At 44.4% G+C, this 20,090-nt stretch carries 17 protein-coding genes; 14 read left to right on the top strand and 3 right to left on the bottom strand.

The genetic code is table 11. From position 1 onward, the window contains the following. The first annotated feature begins 5 nt into the window (after positions 1-5). The 6 genes from FRZ54_RS23990 (at position 6) to porN (ending at position 6,752) form a co-directional block, all read left to right on the top strand. The gene (locus tag FRZ54_RS23990) at positions 6-983 is read left to right on the top strand and encodes a DUF4271 domain-containing protein (protein WP_147034325.1); all 978 of its coding nucleotides are present in this window, start codon (positions 6-8) and stop codon (positions 981-983) included. 26 nt (positions 984-1,009) lie between these two features. Next, positions 1,010-1,768 (top strand): uroporphyrinogen-III synthase, encoded by a 759-nt coding sequence (locus FRZ54_RS23985; protein ID WP_187359708.1) that lies wholly within the window; start codon positions 1,010-1,012, stop codon positions 1,766-1,768. Between the two features lie 262 nt (positions 1,769-2,030). After that, the gene (gene porK / locus FRZ54_RS23980; protein ID WP_147034323.1) at positions 2,031-3,356 is read left to right on the top strand and encodes a T9SS ring complex lipoprotein PorK/GldK; all 1,326 of its coding nucleotides are present in this window, start codon (positions 2,031-2,033) and stop codon (positions 3,354-3,356) included. Between the two features lie 43 nt (positions 3,357-3,399). After that, positions 3,400-4,200 (top strand): type IX secretion system motor protein PorL/GldL, encoded by an 801-nt coding sequence (gene porL / locus FRZ54_RS23975; protein WP_147034322.1) that lies wholly within the window; start codon positions 3,400-3,402, stop codon positions 4,198-4,200. A gap of 41 nt (positions 4,201-4,241) precedes the next feature. Next, positions 4,242-5,786: a type IX secretion system motor protein PorM/GldM gene (gene porM, locus FRZ54_RS23970; protein WP_147034321.1), complete on the top strand. Its 1,545-nt coding sequence runs from the start codon at positions 4,242-4,244 to the stop codon at positions 5,784-5,786. A gap of 6 nt (positions 5,787-5,792) precedes the next feature. After that, positions 5,793-6,752 carry a type IX secretion system ring subunit PorN/GldN gene (gene porN, locus FRZ54_RS23965; RefSeq protein ID WP_147034320.1) on the top strand — a complete coding sequence of 320 codons (960 nt, stop codon included), beginning with the start codon at positions 5,793-5,795 and terminating at the stop codon, positions 6,750-6,752. 105 nt (positions 6,753-6,857) lie between these two features. Here the strand turns inward: porN and uvrC are convergent, their stop codons facing one another. The 3 genes from uvrC to porW all read right to left on the bottom strand — a co-directional run bounded on the left by uvrC (position 6,858) and on the right by porW (position 13,875). Next, on the bottom strand, positions 6,858-8,669 hold the full coding sequence (uvrC, locus tag FRZ54_RS23960; RefSeq protein ID WP_147034583.1) for an excinuclease ABC subunit UvrC: 1,812 nt from the start codon (positions 8,667-8,669) through the stop codon (positions 6,858-6,860). A 91-nt stretch (positions 8,670-8,760) separates the two neighbouring features. Next, a complete protein-coding gene (locus tag FRZ54_RS23955; protein WP_147034319.1) occupies positions 8,761-11,016 on the bottom strand; it encodes a penicillin-binding protein 1A in 2,256 nt (751 codons plus the stop codon). 36 nt (positions 11,017-11,052) lie between these two features. Further along, complete coding sequence (porW, locus tag FRZ54_RS23950; protein ID WP_147034318.1) at positions 11,053-13,875, bottom strand: type IX secretion system periplasmic lipoprotein PorW/SprE; 2,823 nt, start codon at positions 13,873-13,875, stop codon at positions 11,053-11,055. Positions 13,876-13,947: 72 nt separating this feature from the next. Here porW and FRZ54_RS23945 point away from each other — a divergent pair, with 72 nt between their 5' ends. The 8 genes from FRZ54_RS23945 to atpG all read left to right on the top strand — a co-directional run bounded on the left by FRZ54_RS23945 (position 13,948) and on the right by atpG (position 19,898). Next, entirely contained in the window at positions 13,948-14,172 is a 225-nt protein-coding gene (locus tag FRZ54_RS23945) for an AtpZ/AtpI family protein (protein WP_147034317.1), read from the top strand. A 108-nt stretch (positions 14,173-14,280) separates the two neighbouring features. Then, positions 14,281-14,667, top strand: coding sequence for a hypothetical protein (locus tag FRZ54_RS23940; protein WP_147034316.1), 387 nt, complete (start codon positions 14,281-14,283; stop codon positions 14,665-14,667). 15 nt (positions 14,668-14,682) lie between these two features. After that, complete coding sequence (gene atpB / locus FRZ54_RS23935; RefSeq protein WP_147034315.1) at positions 14,683-15,759, top strand: F0F1 ATP synthase subunit A; 1,077 nt, start codon at positions 14,683-14,685, stop codon at positions 15,757-15,759. 49 nt (positions 15,760-15,808) lie between these two features. Next, positions 15,809-16,060, top strand: coding sequence for an ATP synthase F0 subunit C (atpE, locus tag FRZ54_RS23930; RefSeq protein ID WP_446685951.1), 252 nt, complete (start codon positions 15,809-15,811; stop codon positions 16,058-16,060). 93 nt (positions 16,061-16,153) lie between these two features. Then, on the top strand, positions 16,154-16,648 hold the full coding sequence (locus tag FRZ54_RS23925; RefSeq protein WP_147034314.1) for a F0F1 ATP synthase subunit B: 495 nt from the start codon (positions 16,154-16,156) through the stop codon (positions 16,646-16,648). 81 nt (positions 16,649-16,729) lie between these two features. Beyond that, a complete protein-coding gene (gene atpH, locus FRZ54_RS23920; RefSeq protein WP_147034313.1) occupies positions 16,730-17,278 on the top strand; it encodes an ATP synthase F1 subunit delta in 549 nt (182 codons plus the stop codon). A 33-nt stretch (positions 17,279-17,311) separates the two neighbouring features. After that, positions 17,312-18,886, top strand: coding sequence for a F0F1 ATP synthase subunit alpha (gene atpA / locus FRZ54_RS23915; protein WP_147034312.1), 1,575 nt, complete (start codon positions 17,312-17,314; stop codon positions 18,884-18,886). Positions 18,887-19,016: 130 nt separating this feature from the next. Beyond that, positions 19,017-19,898: an ATP synthase F1 subunit gamma gene (gene atpG / locus FRZ54_RS23910; RefSeq protein ID WP_147034311.1), complete on the top strand. Its 882-nt coding sequence runs from the start codon at positions 19,017-19,019 to the stop codon at positions 19,896-19,898. Positions 19,899-20,090 lie beyond the last annotated feature (192 nt).

Here is a 20,090-nt window from a genome sequence, read left to right as displayed (position 1 = left end):
ACCGTATGCGATCTTTTGCCGCGTGCTTTTTGCTGATGTTGTTTTTTACTGTGAATGCCCTCGCACAGCAGGTTTCTGATACCTTAAAAAACGGCGATACGCTGGCCCCGGCTGCTACGCAAAATAAGCACCTGCCTTTTTTGGATTCCGTTGCACTGGCTATGCAACAGCATGATCAGTTGGTACAGGACTCCCTGGCCACCAAATACATCCGCCCTGCCGACCCGGCCCGGCACGATATGCTGATGGATACCCTGATCCAAAAGTATATGTATAAGGGTACCAATTACCTGGATATCCATACCAAATCAAAAAGTTTACTGAAAGAAGGCAGCAGCCGTCCTTCGCGAGATAGGTGGGTTATCGGCATTATCCTTGCTTTGTTGATCTATGCGGCCATACTTAACCTTTTTATGGGTAAGGATGTCGAGAGCGTATGGCAATCGTTCTATAGTAAGCGTATGCTTAACCAGGTTAGCAAGGAGGATGGGGGCATCAACTCGTGGACCTTCCTGGCGCTCTTCCTGTTGTTCGCACTTACATTCGGGCTGTTCCTTTACCAGTTTTCGGCATACCGGCATGTATATTATACCATCGGGGGCGCCCAGCTGTTCTTTTCGCTTACTTTTATCATCCTGGTACTGTTTGCTGTCAAGTTCCTTGTGGTCAAATTTCTCGGTTTTGTGTTTGGCACCGGCAAGTTGGTCAGCGAATATCTATCGGTATCCTACCTTACCTATTTTAACGTAGGTTTCGTGTTTTTGCCGGTCTCTCTTTGCTTCAGTTTGCTGCCCGACCCGTTTATAAAATATGTGCTGTTTTTTGCCTTCATTCTCATAGCGGCTATAGTCGTTTGGCAATACCTGCGGGGGAGCGTAGGCATCATTTCTAACATTCTATTTCATAAATTTTATTTAATTGTCTATCTTTGTGCCCTCGAAATTTGCCCTATTTTGATTTTGATTAAGGCATTAAAGATATAGGCGTCACGTTTTTATATATAAGTATTTTGGAAGAAAGAAAGAAAAAGGTTAAAAGCATATTGGTTACTTTGCCAAAGCCCGAGAATGACAAAAACCCGTATTCCGAACTGGCAAAGAAATACAATCTAAAGATCGATTTCAGATCATTTATTCATGTTGAGGGTGTACCCGCAAAAGACTTCAGGAAAGAAAAGATCAACCTGCCCGATTTTACCGCTGTCATCTTTACGAGCCGAAACTCAGCCGATCACTTTTTCCGTATTTGCGAAGAAATGCGCTTTGAGGTGCCTGTTGACATGAAATACTTCTGCCTTTCAGAAACTATCGCCCTTTATCTTCAAAAATATATTCAATACCGTAAAAGAAAAATATTTTTCGGCAAACAAACCGCGTCCGACCTGGCCGAAGTATTAAAAAAACATTCAAGTGAAAAATTCCTGTATCCCTGCTCTGACGTTGCAGCAGAAGAAACGCAGAAATTTTTGCTGGATAATGGCTATGATTTTACCCCCGCCGTATTGTTCCGTACGGTATGCAGCGACCTGTCCGATCTGGCCGACGTTTTTTACGATGTACTGGCATTTTTTAGCCCTTCAAGCATACAATCTCTCTACAAGAACTTCCCTGATTTTAAGCAAAATAACACCCGCATAGCTGCCTTTGGCGCTACTACACACAAAGCCGTGTTGGATGCCGGTCTTATTTTGGATATCCCCGCGCCAACCCCCGGCGCTCCTTCAATGACCATGGCCATTGAACAATATGTAAAGATGGTAAACAAATAATTTATAGTAAATTATGGAATTTGCCCGCAACTTTCAAAAGCGCGGAGCCGTATAATGCCTCATAATTACCCTGCTACAACGATAAGTGGTTAATTATAAGTTATTTTGTTTTTTTATGGCAATAAACTATTAATTTATATTTTTGCTATGGAGTATGGCGAGAACTTTACATATAAAAAACATTTAACGTTTTGCTTAAAGTAAAATTAATATATTAGTAGAGGTCATATTGCGTTATCTTCAATAACTGATTGATTTAAAAATGAAGCAGATTTACTTTTTAATAGTGGTTTTAGCCGGAAGTGTGGTACTTGGCGGTTGCGGCAAAAAAGGCACAGGTGACAGGGGCGAGTTAACGGGCATTCCCCAAAAGTCCTTTAGGGCTGAAGTACCATACGGCATGGTATATATACCATCTGGTACCTTTTTAATGGGTCAAACGGATCAGGATGTTACTTTCGCACAGCTGGCCCAAACTAAACAGGTTACCCAGTCAGCCTTTTTCATGGATGAAACTGAAGTTTCGAACACCAAGTATAAGCAATTTGTACAATGGGTGCGCGATTCTATCGCTATCACCAATTATCTAAACGATCCCAAGTATTTCATGAAGCCCAAAGCGGCTGGCAATACCAATAACGGTAAAAAATATATCAACTGGGCTTATGTAAAACGCTACCCTATTTCGTTTGATGCGAACAGGAAGGGTAACAACGCTAACATGGCTAAGCTGCAAGGCATGTATTATCAGGGCGACGATCGTATTTTCGATCGCAACGAACTGGATGTGCGCCTGCTGAAATACAATTATTCTATCGTAAACCTTCGCGAGGCGGCCGATTACAAGAATGATAAAACAAAACACCGTTCAGATTTCATTTATCGCGACACGGTTCCGGTATATCCTGACACGCTGGTTTGGTTGTCCGATTTTTCGTACGCTGCCAATGAACCGATGGTTGAAGGTTATTTTTCGCACCCCGCCTATCGTAACTACCCGGTTGTGGGGGTTACCTGGCGCCAGGCACGTGCGTTTAACGTATGGCGCACGCGCTACAACGAGAACTATAAACAATCGCGCGGCTTACCACACAGGTTAACTTATACTTTGCCGACCGAGGTTGAATTTGAATACGCGGCACGCGGCGGCAGGGTTGGTACCGATTATCCGTGGGGTGGTCCGTATATCAAAAATGCAAAAGGCTGCCTTATGGCCAACTTTAAGCCAGGTCGTGGTAATTACAGCGACGATGGCGGCGCTTATACCGTAAATGTGCGCTCGTATTTTCCAAATGACTTTGGTTTGTATAATATGGCCGGTAACGTAGCCGAATGGACCTTGACCGCATTTGACGAGTCGGCCTCAACTTTTACACACGATTTGAACCCAAACTTTACTTATGATGCCAAACCCGGCGATCCGCCTGCATTAAAACGTAAAGTAGTAAGGGGTGGCTCGTGGAAAGATGTGGGATATTTCCTGCAAAATGCTACCCGTACTTATGAATACCAGGATACTGCAAAATCATACATCGGCTTCCGTTGCGTGACGCATTACCTTGGCCGCGACATTAAAGACAAACACTAACAAAATATCATCCACTAAATTAAATTCTAATTATTCTACTATCATGACAGGGAAGAAAAAACCTTACGGAATTACCAATATCGTATCTTGGGGAGCATCTGTGGTTATTATTGGGTTATTATTTAAGATTCAGCACTGGCCTTACGGTGGTACATTTATATCAGCGGGACTTATTACTGAAGCCGCTCTATTTTTCCTTTTAGGTTTTATGAGGGAAAACGTAGAAGAGCACATCGACTGGACGCGCGTTTATCCTGAATTAAGTGAAGATTTTAAAGGAGAACTTCCAACTGCAACAACACGCGGCATCGGCGCTACATCAAGTACAGCAGCCTTGGATAAAATGCTGGACGACGCAAAAATTGGTCCTGAATTGATAGGCAGCCTGGGCGAAGGCCTGAGAACTTTTGGCGATAAAGTAGCAAACATTTCAAAAGTTGCCGATGCAGGCGCAGCTACAAGCGAATTCTCATCAAAAGTAAAAACTGCAAGTGCAAGCTACGATAAACTGAGCAGCGCTTTCGAAGCAGCATCAGCTAACCTGTCAGAAATGGCTAATTCGAATATCGACTCAAAGGCTTACCATGAGCAGGTGAATAACCTGGCCAAAAACCTGTCGGCATTGAACGCAGTATACGAATTGGAGTTGCAGGACTCGAGCTCTCATCTGAAGTCAATGAACAAGTTTTACACCAGTATGGCGTCAACTATGCAAAACTTTACCGAATCGCTGGAAGATTCTCAGCAGTTCAAAACAGAAGTTGCGCGCTTGTCTAAAAACCTGAGCACGCTGAACTCTATTTATGGTAACATGCTATCGGCAATGAGCCAGCCACGTTCATAATTGATTTAATAACGACCCTACAAACGAATAAATAAGATAAAATGGCCGGCGGTAAAGAAACCCCAAGACAGCGAATGATAGGTATCCTATACCTGGTACTATTGGGCCTTATAGCTCTTGACGTACCGGAGAATTTGCTGGACTCATTTAAAAATATCAGCGATAGCTTAAACTCGTCTAAAAATAATGTTCAAATCGGTATTAATAATACGTTTGATGCTTTCGAAAAGACGAAATTGAAAGATGAACCTGAACGAGCTAGAGAACCGTACAAAAAAGCAAAAAAGGCGAGGGAATTGGCTACTAACCTAGATGCCTACATCGAATCATTAAAAAAACAATTGGAGGATGCGACAGGTGGAATGGACGCAGCAACAAATGATTATAAAGGGCGGGAAGATTTAGCAGCATCGGATCACTTGATGGTTGGCGGCGAAAAAAGAGCAGCTTATGAGTTGCATAAAAGAATTGATGATACAAGAAATGCTTTGTTAGCACTATTAGATCCCAAAGATCGTGTGGGAATGAATCTTTCATTGCAAGCGACTCCGCCAAAAAAACGTGATGGTTTCCCTAATAAAGACTGGGAGCAAGCTAATTTTGGAGATGGTATCCCTATGGGTGCCGCAATGACAGCTTTTGTAAAAATACAATCGGATGTCAAAAACTCCGAAAACGAGGTTATAAAGAAGTTATTAGGAAAAGTTGACCAGGCGCAGGTAAATCTCGACCAGTTCAATGCTGTTGCCGTTGCGCCTACAAGCTACGTTTTGGTTGGGCAACCTTATACGGCTGATGTTTTCCTGACAGCATCGGATTCAAAATCAAGCCCCGAGGTTACCGTAGATGGCTCCAGGCTTCCGACGGAAGGTGGTAAAGGCAAGTATTCGGGCAGTACCGGCAGCGAAGGTGTTCATACCTGGGTAGGTACTATCAAGGTTAAGCAAACAGACGGTACCTATAAAACGTATTCAACTCCGCCTCAAACTTACATGGTGGCAAAACCATCAGCGGTTGTATCACCTGATAAGATGAATGTATTATACATTGGCGTGCCAAACCCTATTTCGGTATCTGCCCCGGGCATCGCAAAAGAGAAACTGCATGTGAGTATATCGGCAGGCTCGTTATCCGGCTCGGCCGGGCACTATATAGCCACGGTTAATTCAGTAAGTGATAACGATGTGGTAACGGTATCCGGCGAAATTGCGCCGGGGAAAACAACCGTGTTAGGTGCAACCAAATTCCGTGTAAAACGTATACCCGACCCAAAACCACAGTTTGCGGGGAAAAGCGGTGGCAATACAAGCGCTGCTAATATTAAAGCGCAGGACAGGGTTTTTGCCAAACTGGACAACTTTGATTTTGACGCTAAATTTAATGTGACCCGCTTTACGATCTTAGTGATCAAGCCGCGCCAGGACCCGATCATATATTCGGCCACCGGTTCGGAGTTGACCAGCCAGATGCGTGCAGCAATAAATACGATAGGCCCGGGGTCGACCATAGTATTTAAAGATATTGTAGCAGTAGGCCCTGACGGCACACAACGTGGATTGGATCCGATAGTGTTATCGGCAAATTAAAAGGATATGAAAAAGAGATTTTTGGTTATTGTACTTTGTTTGGCGTGTGCGGGTGCGTTTGCCCAGCGCAAGAAGGTTAAAAAAACCACCTCAAAGCCAACCACCACGCAACAGCAGGCCGGTAACACCGGTGCCAAAACTGTTGTGGATACGACAAAAAAACAACAGGTAGCCACCGCGCCCGCAAAGCCGTTTGACAGGCCGCTTGATGGATATTACAAAAAAACCAATATCCTGAATGCCAGGGTTACACCTTATGCAAATGTTCGTGAATCGGATGTGGCTTATGCCAAACGTGTATGGCGCGAGATAGATGTTCGCGAAAAAATGAACCAGTACCTGGCTTCGCCAAAACAACGCCTCATTGACATTTTGATGGACGCTGTAGCAGCAGGCGAGCTAACTGCCTATGATGCTAACCCAAGTAAAGATGATCCGGACGGCGATGCGTTTGCAAAACCGTTGACCGCTGCCCAGGCCAAATCAAAAATGGCTGATAGTGTACTGGTGGACAGATTTGATAAAAACACGGGCGACAAGATCGGCTCGACCATGCAGCCCGGAGAGTTTAACCCCGACAGCATTGTTAAATTCCGTATCAAGGAAGACTGGATATTCGACCGCCAGCGTTCGATATTCGAACCGCGCATTATAGGTATTGCGCCTATGGTGAAGCAAAAGGTGACCGGTCTTAACCTGGATTACCAGCCCGCTTTCTGGATATATTTCCCCGATGCCCGGCCCATACTGGCTACCAAAGAAGCAGTTGACCGCAGCAATGATAATACAGGACTGAGTTTCGATGACGTATTTATGAAAAGGATATTCACCAGCTACATTGTGAAGGTATCCAACGATAAAGATGAACGAATCAAAGACTACGCGCAGGGTATAGATAAACTGTACGAATCGGAAAAAGTGAAAAAACAGCTGATGGATTGGGAACTCAATCTTTGGCAATACTAAGAAAAAAATAGCCCTAACTTATAAGAGGAAAGTCTTAGGCCGGATAACGGTTTAAGACTTTTTCTTTTGCAATAAGTTATGCGGCCGTTGCTATATCAGGTGCATTTAAGAGCTCTTAGCGGCCTCCCCAAAATAACTCCTTATTGCAAGCGCCTGCTTTTTGGTCACTACCTCCAACAACTCGTCTTCTGTCGCATTTCGTATTTTTTTAACCGACTTAAAGTATTTCAACAGTTTGTCGGCCGACGTTTTTCCTATTCCTTCTATTAGCTCAAGCTCAGTTGCTAAAGTGCCCTTGTCGCGTTTTTTCCTGTGAAAAGTGATGCCGAAACGGTGGGCCTCATCGCGCAGTTGCTGGATGATCTTCAGCGTCTCCGATTTTTTATCGAGGTATAAAGGGTATTGGTCGCCGGGGTAATACAACTCCTCGAGACGTTTTGCAATGCCGATAACCGTTACCTGTTTATCTATCCCCAGTAACTTGAGGCTTTTCACTGCGGATGATAATTGTCCCTTACCACCGTCGATAATGATCAGTTGCGGAAGTTCGGAGCCTTCATCCAGCATGCGGCGATAGCGGCGGTGTACAGCCTCCTCCATAGTAGCAAAATCATTTGGCCCCTCAACGGTTTTTACGTTAAAATGGCGATAGTCCTTTTTTGATGGTTTCCCGTCGCGAAACACAACGATAGCCGACACGGGATATTTCCCCTGGAAGTTCGAATTATCAAAACATTCGATATGCCGGGGCAACTGGTTCATCCTCAGGTCCTTCATCATCACCATAAGCAACCGCTCAGTACGCACTTCAGGGTTTAGCTTTTCGTACTGGTCTATCTTCTCTTTTTTAAAGAACAGTACATTCTTGTGTGAAAGATCAAGCAGCTTTTTCTTTTCGCCGAGCTTAGGCACCGTGAACTTGATCTGTCCATCATCAATATCCGGGTGAAACGGCACGATCACTTCTTTTGAATGGCTGTTATACCTGCTCCTGAACTCTGATATAGCCAGGGTAAGTAACTCTTCGTCGCCTTCATCCAGCCGTTTCTTCAGCTCGATGGTTTGGGTTTGAATGATGGTGCCGTTCATCACTTTCAGGAAATTGACGAACGCGTATTTTTCATCCGATGCGATATTGAAAACATCCACATCGGTGATAGACGAATTGACGACGGTCGACTTACTTTGGTAGTTCTCCAGCAGGTCGAATTTTCGTTTCAGCTTGTGTGCCGCTTCGAAATTGAGACTGGCCACAGCTGCATCCAGGTCGGCTTTCATGTTGCGCAGTACCGCACCTATCTTGCCGTTCAATATATCTTTTATCTCCTCGATATTATGCTCGTAGTCTGCTTCGGTTTGATAGTTCTGGCAAGGGCCTTTGCAGTTACCCAATTGATATTCGAGGCAAACCTTAAATTTCCCTGCATCGATATTTTGCCGTGTAAGTGCCAGGTTACAAGTACGAAGAGGATAGGTTTCTTTGATCAACCCCAAAATGGCGTGCATCATGCTAACCGAAGCATACGGGCCCAGGTATTTGGAACCGTCGCGGACAATGCGCCGTGTCCAGAATATGCGCGGAAAATTCTCATTTTTGATAATGATCCATGGATAGGTCTTATCATCTTTCAGCATCACATTATACCTCGGCTGATGCTTTTTTATCATGCTGTTTTCCAGCAGCCAGGCATCTACCTCCGTATCTACGATGGTAAAAGTTATGTTGCGTATTTTGGATACCAGTACACGCGTTTTGGCATTGACCTGTGTATCCTTATTGAAATAGGAGGTAACCCGGTTCCGAAGATCTTTGGCCTTGCCAATGTAAATCAGTTCCTTATCCGTATCCCAAAACTGGTATACCCCTGGTTTATGGGGAATTTTTTTTAACGCCTCCCTATAATCAAAATCATTCATTAGCCATTGGTTCATCGGTTAATTGGTAAAGGATTGTCGAATACCCAATCAACCTTGCAATATTTCAACTTTCCAACCTTACAATAAACCACTAAAACCCAAGCTTCTTATCCACATCCGATGCCGGGTTCTGTCCCTGTTCCTGCTGGTCGTACGCGCTGCAATCGAGCGTTACGGTAAGCGGGGATTTTGGAGGATCGAAGTCGACATTCTTTTTAATACCGAGTGATTCATTGGCATATACCCGCTTCATAAAGCCCGCAAATATAGGCAATGCTGTGTTGGCTCCTTCACCCAGCCGCGTCGACCTGAAGTGGATGTCCCTGTCCTCGCAGCCCGTCCACACACCGGTAACCAATTGTGGCGTAATACCGATGAACCAGCCGTCGGAATTATCCTGCGTGGTGCCGGTTTTGCCGCCTACCGGGTTGCGGATGCCATATTTGTAGGTAAGTCTCGAGCCGGTGCCGTTTTCAATAACACCTTTCAGCATGTAGGTCATTACATAAGCTGTTTGCTCATTCATAGCCTGTGTCACGCGTGGTCTGTGGGTATAAAGCACATTGCCTTTCTTATCTTCTATGCGCAATATGAAGGTCGGTTCCGTCCATATCCCATGATTGGCAAATACAGAGTACGCCCCGGTCATATCAAAAACCGACGCATTAAATGAGCCAAGGCAGATTGATGGATAAGGCCCCACCTCACTGGTTATCCCCATTTTTTTTATCTGGTTCATAACCGGAACGGGGCCCACCTGTTTCATAACCCATGCTGTAACATAGTTCTGCGAGAAAGCAAGGGCAGTTCGTAAAGTAATGGCTCCCGGCTGAAGGTCGGATTGTGATTGACGCGGGCTGTACGGTGGTTGCCCCGGTATGTCAATTTCAACAGGCACGTTATCTACCTTTAAACACGGCGAATACCCATTATCTATAGCCACAGAATAGGTAAACGGCTTTGCTGTTGAACCCACCTGTCGCGTTCCGTATTTTACCTGGTCGTATTTAAAGTGCTCGAAATTTATACCCCCAACCCAGGCTTTAATATAACCGGTGGTTGGGTCCATGCTCATCATGGAGTTGCGCAGCAGCAATTTTGAGTACACAATCGAGTCGATGGGTTTCATCGTCATCGTGGTATCGCCTTTCCAGGTAAACAGGTCTACTTTGGTAGGTGTATTGAAATCTTTTTTGATCTCGTCTGCCGACATGCCCTGCAGTGTATCGGCCTTATACCTGTCCGACCTGTGCATACCCTGGTCAAGCAGCAGTTTGAAGTTTTTGATACTTTTATATAAACTATATCCCTTCCAGTGATCGTTAAACTGCACCTGTAACTGACGCATGTATTCGGCCTGTGCCTCTTCGGCATATTGCTGCATCGTGTAATTGATGGTCGTGTAAATTTTCAGGCCATCACGATCAAGATCATAAGAGGTTCCGTCGGCTCTTACGATCGACTCGTCCTGCAATATTTTCTGAACCTCTCTTTTCAATACAGCTCTGAAATACGGCGCCGGTCCGTCGTTATGCGTTATCCGGTTAAAATGTAATCCCAGTGGCTTGGACTTAAATTCTGCCAGTTGCCCCTCGCTCAGGTATCCCAATTTCGCCATCTGTGTTAGCACCACGTAATTTCGGCGGTTCAGAAGCCGGTCGGGATGATTGATCGGCGAATAGTATCCCGGCCCGTTGATCATAGCTATTAGCATAGCAGCCTGGTCGGGCGTTAGTTTATCAGGCGTTGTATTAAAGTAAGTGCGCGCCGCCGACTTGATCCCAAAAGTGTTGTAAGCGCCGAAATCTACTTTATTCAGGTACATCGTGATGATCTCTTCCTTGGTATACCGCCTTTCGAGGTTTACGGCGGTTATCCATTCCTTCATTTTCTGGGTAAAACGAACGATCTTATTTCGTGAAGGATGTTCCGTAAAAAGGTTCTTAGCTAATTGCTGGGTAATGGTGCTGCCGCCCTGGCTTTTAAAAATATTGAGAAACAGGATGGTAAACTGGCGCCTGAAGTCGATGCCCGAGTGTTCATAGAAGCGTTCGTCCTCGGTAGCTACCAGCGCGTGGATAACATTGGGCGATATTTCCTTATAGGTCACATTCGAACGGTTCTCTACATAATAAGTGCCTAAAGTTTGTTTGTCGGATGAGATGATCTCGGACGCCTGGTTACTTTTTGGGTTTTCCAGGTCGCGGAATGACGGCAGCGGGCCAAAAATACCAAAGTACGTACCAACTATCAGCAGCACCACCAGCAAAAAACAGCTGATAAAAAACTTCCAAATATAGCCGTTGTACCTCCTGATATCCTGTTGCGATAATTTAACGACGATCATTCTCTTTCAATTTAATTTTAAGCAATAGTAGCTATTTCAATAATTATTCTGGTAATAATCTATATAACTGTCCAGCGTAGATTTATTGTTCAGCTTATCCAAATTTTCCTGCGTAATGATAAAAAAACTATACTGGTCCTTCGGAACTTTCATAATATCCGGCATCAGCGGGATAATAGCACGGGCGTAATCTTTAACTGCTCCGAGGCTGTAAAACCGTCCCACGTAAATCAGTTGGTTGTTGTCGCCTACGCTCATCAGCTGGTGTTTAATGGCACTGCCTGCCAGGTTAGCGCGATTAAACTGCCCTATGCCGAAACGTGATGAGGCCAGGTTTACGGTTGCCGTGCTCACATTCACTACAAAATAGTAATTCGTGCTGTCGCGCATCGAGAATATTGATGATTTGGCTGCTTCTTTGGTTGCAGAAGGAACTTTACCCTGAACAGTATTGGCTTTAGCCGAGTCTGGTTTTTCAACAACCGGCTTACCTGTTAAAGGGTCCTTTACAACTTTTGCAGCTTCGGCCTGCTTTACAGCAGCAGCCTGCTGTTCTGCAAGGAGGTTATTATACCTGGCGGCGGCTTGCTGGGCTTCTGTCATCGCCGGTGGTACAAAAGGTTCCTCGTTCGGGTCCTTGTCCGTTAGTACGACTGGTCTTTTAAACAAAGCATCGCGATTGGCATCGAGGTAAATTAGATGTTGCTTCACTAATGGCGTTATCAGCCTGTCGTTTGGATATTTGCTTATTATAGCGGCAAGATCGGCTTTAAATGGATCCAGCTTTTCCAAATGTCCCTGAGCTATTGCCCGAAGATAATCCAATTGAGCGGCCCATTTATTGTCCGGCCGTTGTTTTTGAAGAGCATCTATAAGCAATATGGTACGTGGATAGTCAGGCTTCGAAAAAGCGTCATAAACCTGGTTGTATTTTTCAGTTAGCTCGGCATCGGCATCATTCAGTTTTTTGCCGTAATCCGGGTCGACAATAATTTTCGCAAATGGCGTATCCGGGAAGTTTTTCAGCAGGAGGTTTTTATATTCGTCTGCCTTTGCCTGGTTGTTGTCATCGGTATATAAGCGGTAAAGGTTATAGTATAAAGCCGGTTTGTCCGGGCTATCCGGAAAACGACTCAGCAATAACTCATAGGTCGCGATCGCTTCTTTCCTGTCGCCTAATATATCCCGGTAAAAATTAGCAACGTCAAAATAGGCATCATAAATAAGCTTGTTCGATATGGCGAGTTTTTCCGGTGTAAGCGGCAGGTTGTCTATTAATTGTTTGCGGTAATCACCGGCATTAACGCCCTTGCCTTTCGCTGCCTGGTCAGCCGGCGCGTCAGGGTCAATACTTTCAGCTGTGGTGAGCGTCGAATTGCCATTTGATTTATTGCTTCTCCGCCAGTTGTCTTCCAGCTTGCGGTTGCCCCATCGGCGTTTAAAATCGTTGTAGCCCTGGCTCACGGCGTTGCTGTTATAAAAATAAAATGTGCTCCCGCCGCCACCCTGGGGACCGCCCGGCTGCGTATTATTTGCAGCTATCGCGTTATCAATACCAGCCTGAACCTGCTGCCGGTGCAGTGTCTCATTACTAACCATCGCATCTATACGCGTGCTCCTGGCTTTTTCATCCAGCTTCGCCAACATTTGCAAGGTATCTTCCCTCGATATGATGCTAAATCTGTCTGCAAGCAATTGCAGGTTGTCGCTTTTCTTTTTGATGGTTTGGTAACCCGGATAGCCGGGCGACAAACTAAAAAGCGTGCTATCGTAATATTTCTTGGCAGCCACATAATCGCCCCGGTCTTTGAAATAGATATCGGCCAGCCGCAGGTAGGAGAGTCCCTTCTGGTTTTGATTTTTGCGGCTATAGTTTATTGAGAGGTGATAGTTTTTGATGGCGTTGTTCAGGTCCTTGCCGGTATAATATAACTGCGCTATCTGGTAATATACCTGGTCTATAAAATCTTTATTATTCTCGTTTTTGATTAAGCTGCGCAGCCGGTCTATCCGGTTCACTTTGGCGCCGGTCTCATTTTGTTCTATCCTTATACGATTAAGGTTAGCATTAAAAGCCATTTCGAACGCTGCATTGCTGTTTACTATACTGCTGTAGTTTTTATAAGCGTCGGTTGTTTTATTGTTCAATTCCTGCAATTGGGCCATAATAAAGGTCAAGCGCAGCCGCTGACCTTTATTACGACAGAATTGTATTGCCTTTTTCGCCACCTGTTCGCCTTCTTCATAATTCTGCACATCAATATCATATTGCAGCTTCGTGGCGTAAATATCAGCGATGGTGCTCTTCTTTGTTTTCTTATCAATGTTCGAAACAGCCGAATCTATAGCCAGTTTTGCTTTCGGCAATTGATCCAGACAGATCAGGGTACGGGCCTTCCACATCAAAGCTTCTTCAGACAGTTTTTTTTCCTCCGGGAACGATCTTACCACGTAACTGAAATATTCCGTTGCGTCGAAATAATTGGCCTCAAGATAATCCGTTTTTCCTAAAACCAAATAGGCGTCGCCAAGGTAGTGGCTTTGCTCTTTAATGTTGATGATCTTGTTGCCTTTTGCTTTGGCCTCCTCAAGGTCTTTATCCGGGGTGCCGCTCTGTGCCGTTGTATCCTGGTAAACGCGCAATATCTCATTATAGGAATCTACAAATGACAAAGCGTAACTTTCCTGTTTCTCGCGCAGTATCTCGTCGGCATCAAACAGGATATTGTAATGCGCCGTCAGATTCTGCATGGCGCGGTTGAAGCCGCTTTTCTTTTCGAGTGAGCATCCTGCTATCAACAGCACTAAAACCGGGAAGTATATTCGTCGAAAGACAGATGTTTCAGAAGTGCGCCTCAAAGTAAAAACAACAGTTTATAAAAGCCTTGCTAATTTACTAAATAGTATGCAATAGGATCAATAAATTTGCAGATGACTAATAATGAACCAAATAATAAGAATGGCCGTTCAATCAATGCTTACGCGAAATACTCCGGCCTTGGCTTCCAGATGATCGTTATTATTGGCGGGCTTGCCTACCTGGGAACTAAGATCGATCAGTCCGCCGGCCATCAAACCAAATGGGTCACCGCGGTACTGGCGCTTGTTGGCGTCTTTATCTCATTGTACATAGTTATTGTATCTCTTAAAAAGTGAATAGCAATGATAAATATGATGTTGGAACGGCAACATAATTTTATTCGTAAAATAATAAAAATCTGCACCTTTGCACTTCATAAATCAGGAGGCATCCATACAAAGTAAATGAAACTCAGCACAGCCGTATTCTATTATCTTTTATTTACAATCTGCCTGGCTATTCCGCCGATTGCTTTACAGCATAATGGCTATGACGATTGGCTGGTGGTACATTTCTGGCTGATCTTTTTTTACATCTCAGGCTTCACGTTTTTGGTAGTAGGGCTGATGTTATTCATCCAGCAAAAAAACAAGGACTACACAACCCAGGCTTTCCTGGCTGGTACCACAATAAAAATATTGGCCTGTATATTCTTTATTGTCATCTTTTCGATGAAAAATAAGGTAAATAAGTACGTTTTCGTGGGTGATTTTTTTTATATTTATTTATTAAATATGGTCTTTGAAGTTTATGTTCTGTTACGTAACTTGCGGCACAAAAATTTAAGGTAGAAAACTTCATTTTAGATGACAAGCGGCAAGATTTTGAACTCAAAAATTTTTAACATTTTCTTCATTTGCGCGTTTTTTTTACTCGCAGGCACATTTTCAAAATCAGCATCCGCCCGGGAAAAGGCACCGGAGGGTGCCGAAAAGAAGTTTGAGCCAAAGGATGTGATATTGGAGCATATCGGCGATTCTCACTTTTGGCCAATTGTCTTCCCCTTTGTAAAAGAGACAAAAATTCCGCTGCCCGTTATCCTTTATACCGATAAGGGGTTAGAGCAATTTTCTTCCGGAGACTTACTGCCTGAAGGGACTGTATATACCGGTGTAAAATATAGCTACAAGCTTGAAGGTAATAAAATAGCGGTGGTCGATGCTTCGGGCAAGGTGGACGAAGCTGCGAATAAGAAGGTATGGGATTTTTCTATTACGCGAAATGTTATCAGCATGTTCATGACTATAACTTTGCTGCTTATTGTATTCCTTACCATATCATCAGCCTACAAAAAGCGCGTTGGTAAAGCTCCAAAAGGTTTGCAATCGTTCCTCGAACCGCTCATCCTGTTTATCCGTGATGATGTGGCCATACCGAACATTGGTGTAAAGTACACGAAGTATATGCCTTTGCTGCTTACCATCTTCTTTTTTATACTGATCAATAACCTATTTGGTATGATCCCGGTTTTCCCCGGTGGTTTTAACCTGACAGGAAATATAGCTGTTACATTAACACTGGCTACTATTACGTTGCTTGTAGTTAATTTCAGTGCCAATAAATATTACTGGAAACACATATTTATGCCGCCTATACCCATATGGTTGTACATCATCATGGTTCCGGTGGAGCTCATATCGGTTATATCACGCCCCTTTGCGTTGATGATACGTTTGTTTGCAAACATCACTGCAGGCCACATCATTGTATTGAGTTTGATATCCCTGATATTTATTTTTAACACAATATGGATATCACCGGTATCGGTAGCGTTCACTGTGTTTATCGATACCATCGAATTGCTGGTGGCGTTTTTGCAGGCTTATATCTTTACCATGCTTTCGTCGCTGTTCATAGGAATGGCCATTGAAGAGCATCATTAATATTGAATTAATTATCTATTAATATATACACGTTTAAATTTATCAAACAATGACTGGAATGATTGGACACGCTGGAATGGTTTTAGCCGCTGCTACAACTGTTTTTGGTAACGTTGCTGCTCTTGGTGCAGGTTTAGCTGCTATTGGTGCAGGTATCGGTATCGGGCAGATCGGTGGTAAAGCCGTTGAAGCTATCGCACGCCAGCCTGAAGCTATCTCAAAAATTCAAACAAACATGATCATCGCTGCAGCTCTTGTAGAAGGTGTTGCTTTGTTTGCTGTGGTAGTTGCCCTGCTCTAATTAGGGACAGGCAAAAAACAAAAACAACCCGGAGCGTTTGGCGCCGGGCTGTTTTTAATTAATGAAATTATAATTTTATAAATAGACTGAATTATGGAATTAGTTAAACCCGAAATAGGTTTAGTTTTCTGGACAGCCCTTTCATTCCTTATCTTATTATTCATCCTGGGTAAATTTGCCTGGAAGCCTATCCTGGCCGCCATCAGCGAACGTGAAAAATCTATTGAAAGCGCGCTTTCAATGGCCGAAGCTGCCAAAGAAGAGATGGCTCGTTTGACAAGCGAAAACGATGCCCTGTTAAAACAGGCACGTATCGAACGCGATGAGATTTTGAAGGAAGCCAAGCAGATGAAGGACCAAATAGTGGCCGATGCTAAAGATGCCGCTAATGTTGAAGGTAGCCGAATGATCGAAAGGGCTCGTATCGAAATAGATAATCAAAAAGCTATCGCCATGGCCGACGTTAAGAATCAGGTAGCTACTTTGTCTATTGAGATCGCGGAAAAAATATTGCGTAAGCAGTTTGAAGATCAGAAGAAACAGGACGCTTTAGTGGCCGACCTGCTGAAAGAAGTGAAATTAAGGTAAGATATGAGGTATGAGATGTAAGATATGAGACGAATCAACAGGTCTCAGATCTCAAATCTCAAATCTCACTACTAAAAAGATATGTCTGAATTAACAGTTGCAAACAGGTATGCCAAGTCGTTGATCGATCTTGCCGAAGAGGAGAAAGCTCTCGAGGCAATAAGGAGCGACATGGAACTTTTTACGCATACCCTAAAAGCCAATTCACAGCTGCAGGCAGTTTTGGCTAATCCCATCATTGCTCACGACAAAAAGATCAAGATATTGGAGGCTATATTTGCCGGCAAAGTAAGTAAGGTTACTGATTCATTCTTTAAGATAATGATCAACAAAAGCCGTGCGCAGGTTTTATATGCAACCGCAAAGGAGTTTATTAATCAGTATAATGTGATCAAGAATATTGTGCGGGCTTATGTAACATCAGCGACTCCGTTATCTGAAGAAAATAAGAAGCAAATAATTGCGGAACTAAAGGCATCGACAGGTGGCACTATCGAATTGCATACCAAAGTAGATCATAACTTGATCGGCGGGTTTGTACTGAAAGTGGGCGACCTGCAGGTTGACACCAGTTTGCTGACGAGCTTAAAGAAATTGAAATCAGACTTCGCCCACGGCGTGAATCAATAACAATAAAAAAACAAAACTCTAAATAAATAAAAAATGGTAGAGGTAAGACCAGACGAAGTATCAGCCATATTGCGCCAGCAATTGTCGGGCTTCAAGTCAGAATCTGAATTAGAAGAAGTAGGAACGGTACTTCAGGTGGGCGACGGTATTGCCCGCGTTTACGGATTAACTAAAGTACAATCGGGTGAGTTGGTTGAATTTGAGACCGGCCTGCAGGGTATCGTGCTAAACCTGGAAGAAGATAACGTGGGTGTGGTATTGCTTGGGAAATCGGACGGCGTAAAGGAAGGCGATACGATCAAGCGTACCAAGAAGATCGCTTCGATAAATGTGGGCGATGGGATGCTTGGCCGCGTGGTGAATACCCTGGGACAGCCAATAGATGGCAAAGGTCCGATAACAGGTAAAACTTACGAAATGCCGCTGGAGCGCAAGGCACCCGGTGTAATTTACCGTCAGCCTGTTACCGAGCCTTTACAAACAGGTATCAAGGCCATCGATGCGATGATCCCTATCGGCCGTGGCCAGCGCGAGCTTGTGATCGGCGACCGCCAGACTGGTAAGACCGCTGTTTGTATCGATACCATTATCAATCAAAAAGAATTTTATGCTGCCGGTCAGCCGGTACTGTGTATATATGTGGCTTGCGGCCAAAAATCTTCAACCGTTGCGAACATTGTTCGTACGCTGGAAGAGAACGGTGCCATGCCTTATACCATCGTTGTTTCGGCAAGCGCTGCCGACCCTGCTCCAATGCAGTTCTTCGCACCGTTTGCGGGCGCTGCTATCGGCGAGTTCTTCCGCGATACCGGGCGTCCTGCTTTGATCATCTATGATGATTTGTCTAAACAGGCTGTTGCTTACCGCGAAGTGTCGCTGCTGTTGCGTCGTCCTCCTGGCCGCGAGGCTTATCCTGGTGACGTATTTTACCTGCATAGCCGTTTACTGGAACGTGCCGCTAAGATCAACGCCAACGACTCCATCGCCCAGGCAATGAACGATCTTCCCGATTCGATAAAAGATATCGCTAAAGGTGGTGGTTCGTTAACCGCGTTGCCAATCATTGAAACACAGGCCGGTGACGTATCAGCGTATATCCCAACCAACGTGATCTCGATCACCGACGGCCAGATATTCCTGGAGTCGAACCTGTTTAACGCTGGTGTTCGCCCTGCTATCAACGTGGGTATTTCGGTATCGCGTGTGGGTGGTAACGCACAGATCAAATCGATGAAAAAAGTTGCCGGTACCCTGAAACTTGACCAGGCCCAGTTCCGCGAGCTGGAAGCTTTCTCAAAATTCGGTTCGGACCTTGACGCCTCAACCAAAACAGTACTTGACAAGGGTGCCCGTAACGTGGAGATTCTGAAACAAGGCCAGTATTCGCCGGTAACCGTTGAAAAACAGGTGGCTATAGTTTACGCAGGTACTAAAAACCTGATGCGTAACGTGCCGGTTAACAAGATCAAAGAATTCGAAAACGAATATACTACTCAGTTGGAATTACGCCACCCGCAAACGCTGGCTGCTTTGAAAGCCGGTAAACTGGATGACGAGATAACCGGCGTACTGGAAACAGTAGCAAAGGAATTGGCAGGGAAGTATTAATCAGATATGAGATGTTAGATATGAGATTTGAGTTTTCTTATCTCATATCTAACCAGATAAATTAGATAATGGATTTGGGTTGACGTGAAAGTCTCACGTCTCGTATCTCAAATCTCACATCTCAAAAAGAATGGCTAATTTAAAAGAAGTAAGAAACAGGATATCGTCGGTAACGTCGACACAGCAGATCACCAAGGCCATGAAAATGGTTTCGGCGGCCAAGCTGAAGCGTGCCACCAATGCGATCATGCAGTTGCGACCTTACGCCAACAAGCTAAAGGATATGCTGGCCAACCTATCGGCATCACTGGAAGATGGCTCATCGCCATTTTTACAGGAGCGCGAGCCGAACAAGGTGCTGATCGTTGTTGTTTCGTCTAACCGTGGTTTGGCCGGCGCTTTTAACGCTAACGCGATAAAAACCGCTAATAACCTGATATCTGAAAAATACAGCGCCCAGCATAAGGCAGGCAATATATCGATAATTGGTATCGGTAAAAAAAGCCAGGAGTATTATCAGCGTCGTAAATACAATGTGGTTGGAGATAACAACGAGCTGTTCAACTCGCTTAATTTCCTCAATGTGTCGAAGGTAACGGAAGCCATCATGGAAGGTTTCCTGAAAGGTGAGTTTGATCGCGTCGAGGTGGTTTACAACCAGTTCAAAAACGCAGCCATGCAGATCCTGACCGTTGAGCAGTTGCTTCCTGTTCCTAAATCTGAAAAGAAAGTAGACACGGCTCACCAGGTCGACTATATTCTTGAACCATCGCAGGAAGAGATCGTGGAGCAGTTAATACCAAAGAATATCAAGATACAATTATACAAAGCCGTTCTGGATTCGCATGCTTCTGAGCATGGCGCCCGTATGACAGCTATGGATAAGGCGACTGATAATGCAGGCGAATTGCTTAAGCAATTAAAATTATCCTACAACCAGGCACGGCAGGCAGCCATTACAACCGAGCTTACCGAAATTGTGAGCGGTGCGGCTGCTTTGTCATCAAACTAATAGTTTTATTTTGAATAATATTTGAAAGGCTTCCTGGTAGGAGGCCTTTTTGCTTGTTGCTATTTTTTTGTCATTCTGAGCGACAGCGAAGAATCTATTGAAATCTCCGATCTACCGCAACTTCGGGTCACCTTTTTCACCAATCGGTATTAATATCAAATCTCATCTACCCTTATTTACGCACCTGCGTAG

It is taken from the genome of Mucilaginibacter ginsenosidivorans (assembly GCF_007971025.1).
Taxonomy (GTDB): domain Bacteria; phylum Bacteroidota; class Bacteroidia; order Sphingobacteriales; family Sphingobacteriaceae; genus Mucilaginibacter; species Mucilaginibacter ginsenosidivorans.
The sequence above is the reverse complement of the archived record's forward strand: the minus strand, read 5'-3'. Positions and strand labels throughout refer to the sequence as shown.

Excerpts from the sequence above, each read along its gene's own strand:
- FRZ54_RS23990 (WP_147034325.1), top strand. The coding sequence starts at position 6 with ATGCGATCTTTTGCCGCGTGCTTTTTGCTGATGTTGTTTTTTACTGTG.
- porK (WP_147034323.1), top strand. The coding sequence starts at position 2,031 with ATGAAGCAGATTTACTTTTTAATAGTGGTTTTAGCCGGAAGTGTGGTA.
- porL (WP_147034322.1), top strand. The coding sequence starts at position 3,400 with ATGACAGGGAAGAAAAAACCTTACGGAATTACCAATATCGTATCTTGG.
- porM (WP_147034321.1), top strand. The coding sequence starts at position 4,242 with ATGGCCGGCGGTAAAGAAACCCCAAGACAGCGAATGATAGGTATCCTA.
- porN (WP_147034320.1), top strand. The coding sequence starts at position 5,793 with ATGAAAAAGAGATTTTTGGTTATTGTACTTTGTTTGGCGTGTGCGGGT.
- uvrC (WP_147034583.1), bottom strand. The coding sequence starts at position 8,669 with ATGAATGATTTTGATTATAGGGAGGCGTTAAAAAAAATTCCCCATAAA.
- FRZ54_RS23955 (WP_147034319.1), bottom strand. The coding sequence starts at position 11,016 with ATGATCGTCGTTAAATTATCGCAACAGGATATCAGGAGGTACAACGGC.
- FRZ54_RS23945 (WP_147034317.1), top strand. The coding sequence starts at position 13,948 with ATGACTAATAATGAACCAAATAATAAGAATGGCCGTTCAATCAATGCT.
- FRZ54_RS23940 (WP_147034316.1), top strand. The coding sequence starts at position 14,281 with ATGAAACTCAGCACAGCCGTATTCTATTATCTTTTATTTACAATCTGC.
- atpB (WP_147034315.1), top strand. The coding sequence starts at position 14,683 with ATGACAAGCGGCAAGATTTTGAACTCAAAAATTTTTAACATTTTCTTC.
- atpE (WP_446685951.1), top strand. The coding sequence starts at position 15,809 with ATGACTGGAATGATTGGACACGCTGGAATGGTTTTAGCCGCTGCTACA.
- FRZ54_RS23925 (WP_147034314.1), top strand. The coding sequence starts at position 16,154 with ATGGAATTAGTTAAACCCGAAATAGGTTTAGTTTTCTGGACAGCCCTT.
- atpH (WP_147034313.1), top strand. The coding sequence starts at position 16,730 with ATGTCTGAATTAACAGTTGCAAACAGGTATGCCAAGTCGTTGATCGAT.
- atpA (WP_147034312.1), top strand. The coding sequence starts at position 17,312 with ATGGTAGAGGTAAGACCAGACGAAGTATCAGCCATATTGCGCCAGCAA.
- atpG (WP_147034311.1), top strand. The coding sequence starts at position 19,017 with ATGGCTAATTTAAAAGAAGTAAGAAACAGGATATCGTCGGTAACGTCG.